We start from the raw sequence: 12511 nt of genomic DNA on the forward strand, positions 1-12511 counted from the left end.
GCCCGCCGGATCGCACTGGGCAACCTGGTGTCCCAGCAGCGACTTTCTCCTGTCAATCGGAAAGGATTCTCCACCATGCCGATGTTTGTTCAAACCAAACGAACCCTCGCCGGGGCGTTGGCCATCGGAGCCACCGTCGTTGGCCTCTCGGCCGGTCCGTCGATCGCCTCGGCCGGCACCACACCACAAAACACGAGCCAGGCGAGGGCCGTCTCATCGTTTGCCCAGATCCGGTGCTACGGCGGGGTGACAGACGGGACAATCGTGTCGTGGTACGGCGCCCCGGTGAGCGTAGGACAACCCGTGGTCGCCTCCGCAGTGGAAGCAGGTGGGGGCAACCCAACCCAGGAATTCTTTGGCGCCTATCGAATCTACGCCGAAGGCACCGCCGTCAAGGACGGCGCCGTGCAGGTCAGGATCCACACCGGGTCGACCGCACCCACCGACATCTGCGTCCACTACGTCGGCTGAGCCAGTCGAACCTCTTCGCGGGGTGGTATGCCGAGCCGCTCTTACCGCATCACCATGGGGTGTATGAGCGACGAGTGCGGCGCCGCACTGGCCGCGGTCGGGCCACGACTGTGTGAGGTGCGCCACCGCCGGGCCTCGATCACGGCAAAACCGACAGCAGCATAGAACGTGTTGCGAGAAAGGGCGACGAGTGGCTCAATCCGCTCGTCGCCCTTCCTGTTGTCACCGTCGACGGACCACGCGGACGTATCAGAGGGACGACGGCTACCTCTGAGAGGTGAACGCAACTCACCCACTGGGGAGGCCCGTCAGTGAATTGTGACGACACCCGCGATGTGCCGGTGGTACGTCGCCGTGGTGCCCGGAGTTAGTGGTGCCGCGGTGACACACGAGCCTGCTCGAGCAGATTGGCTAGAGCTTGGTGTCGGATCCTGGGTGCACCGTTCGTGGAGGAGGTGAGCGGCCGCCACGAGGGCACCGCCAGGATCACAGGGGAGGAGATGTCGCACCCGCATCCCGTAGCCCGCCGCATGTACGACCTGATTGATCCCATCGGCCTAAGGGATCAGTTCAGAATGAGTTTTCGTAGGCAGATGATGGAGCAGGCAAGGCTGAGGATGGCTTCGTGGACATCGGTTCGGCGTTCGGTGCGGATGCGTAAGCGCCGGAAGCTTCTGAGCCAGGCGAATGTCCGCGCTACCGGCCAGCGGATCTTGCCCAGTCCGGAGCCGTGCTCGGCGCCTCGACGAGCGATGACCGGGATGACGCCGCGGTCACGCGCCAAGCGGCGGTACTTGTCGTGGTCGTAGCCGATCGGCGTAGAGCCGCACTGGTCGTCGTCGTGGTTTGCCGACCACGCCTCGAATGGGCGGGATGGCCTCGATCAGTGGGATCAACTGTGTGACGTCGTTGCGGTGCCCGCCGGTGAGTGTGATCGCGAGCGGAGTGCCGTGTGTGTCGGTGATCAGGTGGTGCTTGGAGCCAGGCTTGCGTCGGTCGACCGGGCTCGGCCCGGGGTGGTCCCCCTGTGAGCGCGCGCAAGTGCGTGGAGTCCACCAGCGCGGCCGAGAGGTCCAGCAGGCCCGCCGCGCGAAGCTCGGCGAGCAGCAACTCGTGCAGTTGCTGCCAGACCCCGGCCTCGTGCCACTCGGTCAACCGCCGCCAACAGGTAGCACCCGAGGCATCGAACAAGGCGGTGGGCAGCCGGTTCCAGCCGATACCGGTACGCACTACATACAGAATGCCCTCCAGTGCGGCCCGGTCGTCGGCCCGCTTGCGGCCGGGATGGCGAAACCGCCGCGCACGCGTCGGAATCAACGGCTGCAGGCGCGTCCACAGCTCGTTGGTCAGGACCTCTTCCTCACCCATCCGTCGATCGTGGAACACCGTGCCGCGTCAGCCAAGCCGGCACGCCATCTCATTCTGAACTGATCCCTTACTCCGGGTAGTTGAGCAAATCCGCGATGCGACAGGGTTGGTCACCTGACCCGTCGTCCGGGTCGTGCCCCGACGGCGGGCGGCGCGGGACGACACTGAGGGAGGGGAACACATGACAGTTCAGGACGTGTATCTACACTCCCCTGCATGAGCCATACCAGTTCCGCAGCACCCGATGCCGATCAACGCGACGATCGTGCACGCCCGGACCTTATTCCCGGGCGTATGAGAACCTGCGTCTGCTGTCGGCGATGACTGACCATTGAGGACGCGGCCGATGGGGATCGCTGGGGAACGTTCGATCACCGAGAAAGAGTGACGAGTGCGACGGTTGACGGTGCTCGGGGTACCCAACAGCGCGGGTGCCTATTGCGTCGGAGTGGAGAAGGCGCCGGCGGCACTCCGCGATGCTGGTCTTATTTCCGCGCTTGGCGCCACCGGAAACGACGTGGTGGATGCGGGAGACCTGACCGTGCGGCGGTGGATCCCCGATCGGGAGCGTCCCCTATCGCAGAATCTCGACGAGGAGATCGCAGCGGTCGAGGAACTGGCGACCACGGCCAGTGGCCTGATCCGGCCGAACGAACGTCTTCTGGTTGTGGGCGGGAGCTGCACGGTCGCCGTCGGGTTGTGCGCGGCAGTCGCTCGTGTGGGCCTGCGGCCCCGCATCGTTTATGTCGACCGCCATCTCGACCTCAACACCCCGTTGTCCACTGTGGAGGGTTCGCTGAGTTGGATGGGCATGGCTCATGCCCTCGATCTCCCAGGGGTGAACCCACTCGTGCCCGAATCCCTCCGCCCGTTGCTGACGGCGGAGAGTCTCTCCTACGCCGGTGTCGATCTCGACGCCACGACAGCCGGTGAACGATCGGCCGCGGTTGAACTTGGCCTGCCGGTCGTCACCCAGGCCGAACTGGTCGCCGACCCACCCGCCGCGGCGCACGCGGCACGGGACGCGCTGGGGGAAGGGCCGTTCGTGGTGCACGTCGACGTCGACGTGCTCGACTTCCTCGACGCGCCGATCGCGGAGAACGTCAACGGCCGCAACAGCGGACCCACGATCGTTCAGCTCGGTCAGGCACTCGCCGTGTTGTGGGCCGACCCGGACTGCCTGGGCCTGTCTCTCGGGCAACTCGACCCCGCCCACGCCGCGTCGGACCCGACCGCCCTCCCACGGCTCGTCTCCGCTCTCGCCGACGCCCTCGCGAACTGAACAGAGACGATCCCGCGGCCCAGGGCTGCGTTCGGTGCCGGAACGGTCCAGCCAGGTCACCTGCTGGAATTGCGGACGGGACTGACAAGTCCGGACTCGTAACTGAGGAGGACCAGTTGGGGGGCGGTCATGGGCGGACAGCCAGATCAACAGCCGACTCACATGGGCGCGCGCGGTGGTGGAACTGTTCCGCCCGACTACAACTGCGCTGCGGCTTGAATCACCAACATGTCCCGCACACGTATTTTTTTCACTCATTGGATGGCCAAGGCAGAGGAGCAGGAAACAGCCGCAGCCACGATCACCCAGGTGTTGACCGACTGCAAACGCATACTTGGCCTTGGCAACCCCGGAACGCTGCTGGCACACAACGGTCAGATCAGGGCGTTGAGCCTGCCGCCCCTCGACATGCCGCTTGCGCGAGCAGAACTGTCGGAGTTCCTACGGACTCTCCACGCAGAGAGTCAAGCACGGGGTGTGGTGCCACGATGCAGGCGGTGGAGTAGAGCGCCGCCGCAGGTGGTTTCGCAGGAAGTCGGCGAGGTTGGCGAAGTCGCTGCCGGGTTGCGATGGGCGGTCGGTATGTGCAGGAGGCACTCCGCGAACGCTACTTCGGAGCGGGTCCGCGGTGGCGGAGCGGGGCACCGACCGCGGCGGCGTGCAGTTTCTTTCGCTTCGGTGTCGATGGCTGGGATGCCGGTCTCGGCGGGCGGTGCCAAATGGGGCTCGTCCCAGGTGTTCTCTTGGGCCGTCGGGTTGAGTCCCTCGAGTGGATCGGCGTCGGCCACTGCTGCGTGGAGAACGGTCAGCACCGCGGTACCCACGTGCGACTTCATTGCGCTCGACCCCGAGGACCTGGACGACTTGCTCGACGGCGCCCGGCGAGATGAGCGACAAACTGGGCGAGTTCAGCTTGCGGACCGTGTGGGTCGCCTACCCAGCCGACCCGACCCGCCTACTGCCGGTACGGACGTAAGTGGTGCGTGGTGACCGCCGCGACGTCCACTCGTAGCAGTTGATCACGAGCGAGCTGCGCTGCGGTGCTAGCCGAGCCATCGTCGGGCGCAACGGGCGGCATGAACTCGGCTGGTAGCGTCACCCCGACCACGGGACAGCACGGCAGTGCCGGCGAGGACACGGACACGGACGCGGCGCTCGCCTATGGCAGTGTTATGGATTGGCGTCCGTTGCCCTGCGCCTCTGGCAACAGGACCATGTCGGCCAGGCCTAGTTAGATCGTGCGCCGGTTGCGGACGAACGACGAAGAGCCCTCCAATATGGACAGTAGCTTCCCCGGTCGATCCGCCCGTGGGTGAGAATCTCGCGCCGTCCGGTCGTCGCTAGCCAAGTCTCGCCACACGGCCAACTGGTTGGTTCTCTTCTCAGGACAGTTCGGTGTCATCGATATCGTCCTCACTTCTGGGGAACGTCGGTGGGCTTGGTGTTTTCGTCTTCGCCGCCGCGCAGGGAGCGGATGCCCGCGTTCAGTACGGCCAGCAAGGGGACCGCCAACAGTGCCCCGGCGATGCCGGCCGCGACCAGTCCGATCGCGATGGCGAGCACCACGGCGAGGGGGTGGAGGTTGACGGCTCGGCCGAGCAGCAGGGGTTGCAGTACATGAGCCTCCAGTTGCTGGACGCCGATGACGATGCCAAGCAGGACCAGCGCCGGTACAGGACCGTTGGCGACGAGGGCGATCAGTACGGCGATCCCGCCGGCGACGACGCCGCCGATGATCGGGATGAACGCGCCGAGGAAGACCAATGCGGCCAGGGGGATCGCAAGTGGGACGCCGAGGATGACCATCCCGACCCCGGCACCGACGGCGTCCACTGTGGCCACCGCGATGGTCGCGCGCACGTAGCTGACCAGAGCGGACAGGCCACGGCGACCGGCCACATCCGTTCGGGCGCGGATCCGGTCCGGTGCGGCGCGCAGCAGGAACGCCCAGATACGGTGGCCGTCGTAGAGCAGGAAGATCAGCACGAACAGGATCAACAGCATCTGGGCCAGGATCTCGCCGATGGTCGCCGCGGTGGTCAGGGCACCGGACGTGACGCCGGTTTGCGTGTTGGTCAGCGTGGTCACGAGGGTGTCGAAGAAGGACCGCACTTGCTCGTCACTCAGGTGCAGCGGACCGGTGGTGAGCCAGTTGCCGATGGCATCGATGGTGTGGGAGAGCTGGATTTGCAGCGCTGGCAGGCCATTGATGAAGGTGATGATCACGAACGTGAGCAGTCCGCCGAGCACCGCCAGCCCGCCGACGAGGACCAGGGCAGCTGCCAGCCAGCGGGGTACCTTGCGCTTGACGAGATATCCGACAGCGGGCGCCAGCAACGCGGCCAGCAACAAAGCGATCGCGACCGGGACAACGACCGCCGCGAGGTAGCCGACGACGATACCGATCACGGCCAGGGTCGCGGCGACCACCAACAGCCGCCAGCCCAGCGCGGCGCTCACCTGGAGGGATCTCGGCACGATCGGACGTTCGGAAGGGTCGTGCAGCGGGGTGGCGTCTGAAGTTTCCACTGTGGTACCTCTCGACCGGAATGTGACGGGAACGCACACATGCCGCCAGAGTCTGGAGCGGCTCAACAGGATGCACACCGATCCTAGACTTGCCGGCGGGCAGCAGCCGCCGCGTAGTGCGCCACTCCGACCGCTCCGCCGATGGCCAGGACGAATCCGGCGACTGCGGGCGCGGTGAAACCGTCGCGGACCCGGTCGTCGAGGTAGATAAGCCCGATGAGCGAGGACAGTGTCGTGTTGGTGGTGAACATGACCGCGGTGACGGCGGTCGGGCCGCCTTTCTGCAATGCCATCGCGAACACCACCGCCGCGGTGAGCCCGTTGAGCATGATGGCCCAGACCGACGGCGCCAGGACCAGATCCCACACCGAGTGCGGAACAGGCAGCGTTCGCGCCGCGATGCCGACGACGCTGAGGCTCAGGCCGGCGCCGAACGCCAGCACTGGAGCGGCCCAGACGCGATCGTGGCGCTTGACGTAGAAGGCGATCACTACCACCGGCACCGCCACACCGAGCAGCAACCACTGCCATCCGGGCGGCAGGACCCGAGCAGAGCTCGGGTCGGCGGACACACCCAACAGGACCAACCCGGTCGCACCGATACCCAACGCGACCCATCCCGAACCGGCCAGGCGAGTGCCCATGAAGGCAGCGATCGTGGCCGTCACCCCGATGCTGAACGCGAGCAGCGACTGGACCAGGAACAACGGCAGACGCCGCAGGGCCGCGGCAGCGAAGAGGAACCCCACCAGGTCCGTTCCCAGACCGAGGAAGTAGATGGGCTGACGTCGAAGCGCGACCAGACCCAGGGACGTACCGCCGAATACTCCGGCACGGCGGACACCGAGGGATTGCAGGATCGAGCCGCTGCCTGACGCCAGCGCCGCGAGCACAGCGAAGATGTATCCGAGGGCCATCCGTCAAGTGTGGCAGCCAGGCGCCCCACACCGGGTCGTTGGTTCCCGGTCTGGCCACCGCCGGTCACCGCCCCGGACGAACGGTGTCGGCCTCAGCACGGCTTGCCCCAGCTCCGGGTGTGGCCAGAGAGACCGAGCACAACCCGTGCGGGTGGGCGTGCACTTGTTCTTCGCTGCCTTCGCGCAGGAGACGAAACAGCGTGGCTGTGTCGGGCCCGGCCGGGTCCGGCACCGTGCGTAGGCTCAGGCCGTAGGCGCGTTCGTCGGTATCGATGCGTTCGCCTCCGGTAGAGAGCGGGAAGTGGCGAACAACGGTCCGGGTTGCAGTCACTGGGCGTCCTCGCCCTTGAAGTAGGTGACCAGTGACCTGGCCAGGTCGTCGATGCCGCTGCTGGCGACGATGCGCATGAGCGGAACTTCCCTGCCAAACGGCGACGCATCTTGGCGATCAGCTCCGCGCCCATGAGTGAGTCGACACCGAGTTGATCCAGTGGTCGATTGCGGTCGATGCGGTCGGGAGCGACGCCGAGTACCTCGGCCAGCGTGGTCACGATGGTGTCAGCGGTCACCGCGATCGCGTCCTCCACCGACGCTTCACGCAGCCGGTCGATGAGGTCGTCGTATTCGTCGTCCACAGTGTGCTCGCCGCCGATCAACTCACCCAGCCGCGGTGTGGTCAGGTGCGGGTAGAGCCTGCGCATGAATTCCCCGTCGTGACCGGTTGCCATCGGCGGCTCGCCGATCGTGCGCTGGACCGGCGAGTACAAGGTCGTGCCATCGGCCGACGCACAGTGGTTGGGCCGGATTGCTGACCGGTTGGAAGGATGTAGCGGGTTGCTGCGGCGGCTTCCGGGGGCACGCAAAACATGGGCAACCCCGACAGCCGGGCGACTGGTACTCGAAGACACCTACCAGGTGTGAGTAGCGACGCCTGGCTGTTGATGTTCCTGCCTGGAACCCCATCGGCCACCTCACGGCGTCGGACCACTTCTCTTGATCGGTTGGCTGAGGTTGGAACAGGCTTCTTACAGGCGATCGGTGCTTCCCGCCTTCCAGAAACTGCCGCCGTTGCCGAGGGGTGGTCGCCACCGAGCAGCAAAAGTCGAAGTCGAGGAGTTGGTTCACGCTTCGACTCAATTCGAGCGTGGGCGCATGGACCTGAGTCCGTCAGAGCTTGATCGGCGGGCGTCTCGCCGCCGTTCGCTGGAGGTGCTTCTAGTACAGGCAAGGCAGGAGGACACAGCTCATGGGGCAGCCCACCAGAAGCCGAGATCTGCTGACACTCTGCGGGTCCGGCTAGGGATTGGCGCCACGCCAGCTCGACGACTCGTCAAGATCGTTCGAGCAGAGTTCAAAACGAATGATGCTGCCGATGAAGGAGAACGAGCAGCACCCGCGGGGGGCCAGAACGCCGACGCGGCCTTAGGCTAAGTGGCATTGGGTTCCGGTCCGTCGCCGACCATGCGGATGACGAGCTTCGTGACTGCTGCGGCGGTCGGTGGCCCGGCCAGGGCATCGACGGTCGCTGTGGTTCCATTTCCTGCTGATCAGTCGACGGTGCCAGGCCAGAATGGCCACTGGGGTGACGGCGAACATCGCCAACCAGTGCCGACGTAGGATGACTTAGTCATGAGTCATTTGTTGTCAAAAACTGGACAGATTCTGGTCAACTCGGCGAGCTAATTTGCGCTCAGGTGGAACTGTTACGCCTCGGAGTCGTCGGGGCGCGGCATTGCGCTTCTGTTGAAGTAGCGGGAGGCCCGTTGTTACGGCAACCAACGGGCCTCCCGCCATGCAGGAGGGGGCGGTCGAACCGGGCTGATCTGGCATCGCCCACACTTCGACACCTGCGAAGTGTCATCACGTCTCACACGATCGAATGAATCGGAGTGCGGACGGCGTGTCGCTTCCAGATCAGGTGCATTCCACTGCCATTGGCAGCGAGTTTGACCTACCTCCCCTGGTGGCGTCGCACCGGCATGCGCCGGCGGATCACAATGGTCTTCGCCTGCCTGTCGGGGGTGGCCGGAGCGACTTCAGGCCTGCGGGATCCCCTCTTCGGCACCCCGCGCGGGGGCCACGACCGCTTGAGGCGTTTGCCGTTGGAGCAGGTCGCCCTGGTGTTCGTCATGGGTTTTCTCCTAGGATTTCTGGAAATTTCGCCGGCCGGTACGGGATTGGACCGGATCTTCCGATCGGCTTGGAGCGGAGCTTGGCACACCTGTCGCCATCCGCGCCGGCGGAAAGTATGGGTGAAGTATGGGTCGAGGCTTTGGTCATCGGCGGCAGAATCTGGTCGTGCCAGTCGCCAACCTGTTGGAACAGCAGTTCTCACCCGTAGGAGAGGTAGTGCGGATCCACTTGCTCGGGCAGTTCGCAGTGCATCGGGGCGAAACAATAGTCGCCATCGGGTCTCGGTCCAGGGTCGTGCTCGTGATCGCCGTGCTCTCGCCCGGCCTGGCAGCGCCGAATTCCCGGATCGCCAATGCCCTGTGGCCGCACGGTCCTGCCAAGTCGGTCTCCGAGGCAACCCAGGAACTGCGCAAAGTCCTGCCTGAAGTTGATCAGATACTTCATGTCCGGGGAAAGTGCGTGCTGAGGCTCAACCCTGATAACGTCGACATCCTCCGGGTCAGGCGCAAGGTGACCGCAGCCAAGTTCACGTCTGGGCGCGAGCGACTAGATCTCCTCCGAGCCGCCCTGGCGGAGTGGCAGGGAACGCCGCTGACGGGCCCGGAGTGGGACGGCTACGACCTGGACGCCGAACGGAAGCTGCTGGACAACGAGTGGCTGAGCACCATCGTCGACTTCCTCCACGCCCTGCAGGACTGCAAGGAGGAGCAGGAGTTCGACCGGGAGCTCCGGAAGGCACTGGACCAGTGGCCGGGTGCACCCGCGTTGGTCACGCTCAAGGCAATGAACCTGATCAACTTGGGCAGACCGTCCGAGGCGGTGCAGTTCGTCCAGGACTGCATTCGTGATCATGGCGACGACGGCGGTCAACTGGAGGAGTTGAGGAACGAACTAACCCCGCCCGGCTCCACCTGGCTCGAACCGGTCGTGCCGAAACAACTCCCTGGGCAGCACGTGGAACTGCACTGCCGTGGGCCGCTCGAGCAAGAACTGGACGAACGCCTACTCGGCGCAAACGAGCGCCGTGCCGCGGTAGTGGTGCTCCACGGCATGGCGGGGGTGGGCAAGTCCCAGCTCGCGAGGTCGTGGGCAGGTTCGAGGAGGGAACACTTCGGCGGCGGGACTCTTTACGCCGAGTTGCGAGGGTTCGGCCCCAAGGAAGCAGCTCGGCCGCAAGAGGTGCTCGAACAGTTCCTCGTCGAACTTGGGGTGGCCTCGCCCGTCCGCACGCTGGACGGGATGATCTCCACCTTCCGCACGGCGACCGCAGGCAGGAAGCTGCTCGTCGTCCTGGACAACGCCCGCAACGCCGACCAAGTCCGACCGCTGCTGCCCGGGATCGGCTGCACAGCCCTGATTACCAGCAGGATGCGGCTCGACGGTCTCGTCTTGTACGAGGGAGCTGTCCAGTGCCTGGTCGAGCCGTTCGACGAGAACACCGCATGTGACGTCCTCGCACGCCTTGCAAGTCTCCGGGCTGACGGCAACCCGCTGGTGGTGGACATCGCCCGCTTCGCCGGCGGACTGGCCCTCGCGCTCGCGATCGTCGCCGCCACGATCAGGAACCGGCCAGAAAACAAAGGTGTGCTCCGGGGTATCCGCGATGGCCTGCGGGAACAGCGGACCCGCCTCGACACGTTGAAGCTGGCCGGGGAAGAGAACCTCGACATGCGTACGGTCCTGTCGTATTCCTACGACCGTCTGAGCGCCGACGCCAAGACCTTGCTCTGCCTCATTGCTTATCACCCCGGCCCGACCATCGACTTGGCCGCAATCGCCGCCATCGCCGAACCCGACGTCAGGGCCAGGATTGGCGAACTCTCCGCTTTGCACCTTCTCGAAGAACCCGAGTTCGAGCGGTTCCGCGTCCACGACCTGATCCGGACGTTCGCGCTGGAACAGTTCGACACGCTGGACAGCCAGGCACGGGATCGGACCAGCCAACGACTACTGAGCCACCTGCTACAGAACGCTTGGGCCTGTGACCAGGTGCTAGTACCCGGCCGGAGGCTCCCGGTCGGCATTTCCGCCGACCTGCCCATCGTCCGAGTCACCACGATCGACCAGGCGACCCAGTGGTTCGAGCGGGAGCAGGCAACGATCAGCAGAGCCGTCGACCACGCCGTCGAGATCGGCGACGACCACCACACCTGGCTGCTCCCGACTGTCTTTGCCACCTACCTGTGGCACCGCAACCATTACCACGAGGCAGAGCGCATCCTGGAACACGCAGGAAAGGCGGTGGAGCGGCTGCGCGAGAAAGGTGATGTGAGCGCAGTACCGACAGCGGCGGACGAAGCCTTCGTGTACAGACTCCTAGCGGGCTCCCGTCGTGGGATGCGGTCCCCCAGAGCTCGGGGAGCGCAGGCCAGGGCCCTCCAACTGAGCCGGGACGCGGGTGACCGCTACGGGGCGGCCTACGGGCACATCGGGTTGGCGGTGCTGCGAGGCGAGGAGAACGACTTCGCCGGTGCGGTGTCCGAGTACCGACTGGCTTTGGAAGTCTTCCGCGAACTCGGCGAGCGGCTGGGCGAGGCGGATGCACTTTCCGGTCTGGCGATGATGCTCGTCGACCTCGGCCAGCTCACCGAAGCCGACGAGCACGTGACGGCGGCGCTGGCGATCTACGAAGAGGTTCTCGACGTAAATGCCCGGGCCAACGCCATGGTGATCCTGGGGAGGGTGCACGCCGAGGAAGGCAACCTCGGTCGTGCCGCAGCTGTGTTCGACACGGCCGTCGCCGAGTACCGGAAGCTGGACCGGGCCAACCGCGAGGCGCCGACCCAGGTGCGCCTGGCCGAAGTCCTGTTCGCCGATCACCGGGCGATCGAAGGACAGGCCGCTCTCGAGCGTGCGCGCGAGCTCTACTCGGAACTGGCGGACGAGAAGGGGCTAGCCGCAGTCGAAGGTCTCACGACGACATGGGGAAACGCTCCTGCCGCTGGAGCTGCTCCCACCACCAACGCATTGGGTCGTGGCTCAGCCTCGGCGGAACTGGAAAAGACGCGTCCTGCAGAACGGCACTGAGCTCATCGCGGACCTCGACTGCCGTAGGTCGGTCCGCCGGATCCCATTCGAGCATCGCGACACAGAGCCGCCGCACAACAGGGTCGACGTTCACGAGCTTGTCGACCGGAAGCGGGCGACGAGCCATCGCGTAACCGGTCTCGTTGAGGAACGGAAACTCCATGCTCAGCATCCGGAACAGCAAGCACCCCGCAGAAAAAATGTCGAGACTGGTTTCGACGACTCCGCGGGAGGCAGCTTCCGGGGCGAGATAACCAAAAGTACCCGCAAGCATCTCAGGCTCTTCACCGGAAGGCACGGAACTTCCCAGGTCGATCAGCGTGACCACACCACGCGGAGAGATCAACGCGTTCTCCAGCTTGATGTCCCGATGCACGAAGCCGCGTGAGTGGACCTGGTGCAGGACGGTGCACAACTGTACGAGCACTGCGGCGGAGCGAACCGAGGAGACGGGTTGCGCGCGGCCCACGAACTCACCGAGGTCGAATCCGTCGACATGATCCATGACGAAGTAAGCACGCCCGAGATGATCTCCGAAATCGAGAGGAGTCAAGACACCGCTGATTCCGTCGAGCGAAGTGCCCAGTTCGAATTCGCGGCGGGCATCCTCGCCGTAGAGACCATAGGAGATGGTGGACTCCAGATACCGAGGTTGCTGGATCTTGAGGGCCAGGACAGCACCTGATCGCAGATCCAGAACTTCATACACCTCTCCGCCGGAGCCTTCTCCCAATTCGGAGCGGACCCGGTAACGCTCGCCGATTACATGACCTGACGTGAACAC

Annotated in this window: 8 protein-coding genes and 1 pseudogene; 4 read left to right on the forward strand and 5 right to left on the reverse strand. The window is 65.2% G+C overall.

Annotated elements, in window-relative coordinates:
- Positions 1 to 75 precede the first annotated feature (75 nt).
- Complete coding sequence (locus ALI144C_RS05045; RefSeq protein ID WP_076985820.1) at positions 76 to 471, forward strand: hypothetical protein; 396 nt, start codon at positions 76 to 78, stop codon at positions 469 to 471.
- Between the two features lie 565 nt (positions 472 to 1036).
- On the opposite strand, the pseudogene ALI144C_RS05050 reads toward ALI144C_RS05045, so the two are convergent.
- Positions 1037 to 1839 (reverse strand): annotated as a pseudogene (locus ALI144C_RS05050) (IS5 family transposase).
- Between the two features lie 391 nt (positions 1840 to 2230).
- Between ALI144C_RS05050 and ALI144C_RS05055 the strand changes: the two are divergent.
- A complete protein-coding gene (locus ALI144C_RS05055) occupies positions 2231 to 3121 on the forward strand; it encodes an arginase family protein (RefSeq protein WP_076985821.1) in 891 nt (296 codons plus the stop codon).
- A gap of 1413 nt (positions 3122 to 4534) precedes the next feature.
- Here the strand turns inward: ALI144C_RS05055 and ALI144C_RS05060 are convergent.
- The 3 genes from ALI144C_RS05060 to ALI144C_RS58895 all read right to left on the reverse strand — a co-directional run bounded on the left by ALI144C_RS05060 (position 4535) and on the right by ALI144C_RS58895 (position 7154).
- Positions 4535 to 5650: an AI-2E family transporter gene (locus ALI144C_RS05060; protein WP_083752726.1), complete on the reverse strand. Its 1116-nt coding sequence runs from the start codon at positions 5648 to 5650 to the stop codon at positions 4535 to 4537.
- 83 nt (positions 5651 to 5733) lie between these two features.
- Positions 5734 to 6567, reverse strand: coding sequence for a hypothetical protein (locus tag ALI144C_RS05065; RefSeq protein ID WP_076985822.1), 834 nt, complete (start codon positions 6565 to 6567; stop codon positions 5734 to 5736).
- Between the two features lie 92 nt (positions 6568 to 6659).
- Positions 6660 to 7154, reverse strand: coding sequence for an acyl carrier protein (locus tag ALI144C_RS58895; protein WP_441297532.1), 495 nt, complete (start codon positions 7152 to 7154; stop codon positions 6660 to 6662).
- On the opposite strand from ALI144C_RS58895, the gene ALI144C_RS57235 reads away from it, so the two are divergent.
- Both ALI144C_RS57235 and ALI144C_RS54090 read left to right on the forward strand, forming a co-directional pair.
- Positions 7050 to 7379: a hypothetical protein gene (locus ALI144C_RS57235; protein ID WP_237773990.1), complete on the forward strand. Its 330-nt coding sequence runs from the start codon at positions 7050 to 7052 to the stop codon at positions 7377 to 7379. The genes ALI144C_RS58895 and ALI144C_RS57235 overlap by 105 nt on opposite strands.
- 1621 nt (positions 7380 to 9000) lie before the next feature.
- On the forward strand, positions 9001 to 11727 hold the full coding sequence (locus tag ALI144C_RS54090) for a tetratricopeptide repeat protein (RefSeq protein ID WP_168211169.1): 2727 nt from the start codon (positions 9001 to 9003) through the stop codon (positions 11725 to 11727).
- Here the strand turns inward: ALI144C_RS54090 and ALI144C_RS05080 are convergent.
- Positions 11612 to 12511, reverse strand: a complete 900-nt coding sequence (locus ALI144C_RS05080; protein WP_076985825.1) for a serine/threonine-protein kinase — start codon at positions 12509 to 12511, stop codon at positions 11612 to 11614. The two genes, ALI144C_RS54090 and ALI144C_RS05080, sit on opposite strands and share 116 nt — an antisense overlap.

Origin of the sequence: Actinosynnema sp. ALI-1.44 (assembly GCF_001984155.1) — a bacterium.
GTDB lineage: Bacteria > Actinomycetota > Actinomycetes > Mycobacteriales > Pseudonocardiaceae > Kibdelosporangium.